Below are 454 nucleotides of genomic sequence, written 5' to 3'. Positions count from 1 at the left end.
CCACAACGATGGGTATTCACCACGGTGCTCCTGCACCATCCGCACCGCACGCTCGCGGACTTCCGGGGAAAACTGTTTTAACTTTGTCATGGCTCCATTCTCTCAAGAGTTGGAGCCTCCGCGAATCCCGGGGCGGTTCACTTCGTCATTACAGACGCTCCAGAAGTCGTACTCGCGCCGACCGATGAGGTAGCGCGCCTTCGGAAAGGTCGGCATCCACTTGCCGTTCTCGAGCATCGTGTTCCAGCCGACGTGATCGACGTGCAGGTGCGTGCACACCACGGCATCGACTCCTTCGCGCGACCCCATAAGAAAAAGGAGCAAAAAAAACCCTCTCCAGGAGGAGAGGGTTTTGAGGATAAAGCCCCTGGCGGTGACCTACTCTTGCATGCATGGGCACACTACCATCGGCGCAGCTGCGTTTCACTTCCGAGTTCGGGATGGGATCGGGTGG

Annotated in this window: 1 protein-coding gene and 1 rRNA gene; both read right to left on the bottom strand. The window is 58.1% G+C overall.

Annotated elements, in window-relative coordinates; translation table 11 throughout:
* Positions 1–102 precede the first annotated feature (102 nt).
* Positions 103–324, bottom strand: a complete 222-nt coding sequence (locus ISP15_RS18335) for an MBL fold metallo-hydrolase (protein WP_404549439.1) — start codon at positions 322–324, stop codon at positions 103–105.
* Between the two features lie 41 nt (positions 325–365).
* Positions 366–454 (bottom strand): 5S ribosomal RNA (gene rrf, locus ISP15_RS18330); the annotation flags it as partial.

The sequence above is a fragment of the Dyella jejuensis genome, assembly GCF_044904675.1.
In the GTDB taxonomy this organism is placed as follows: domain Bacteria; phylum Pseudomonadota; class Gammaproteobacteria; order Xanthomonadales; family Rhodanobacteraceae; genus Dyella_B; species Dyella_B jejuensis.
Note: the sequence above shows the minus strand (reverse complement) of the source record. Positions and strands in the feature narration are given on the sequence as shown.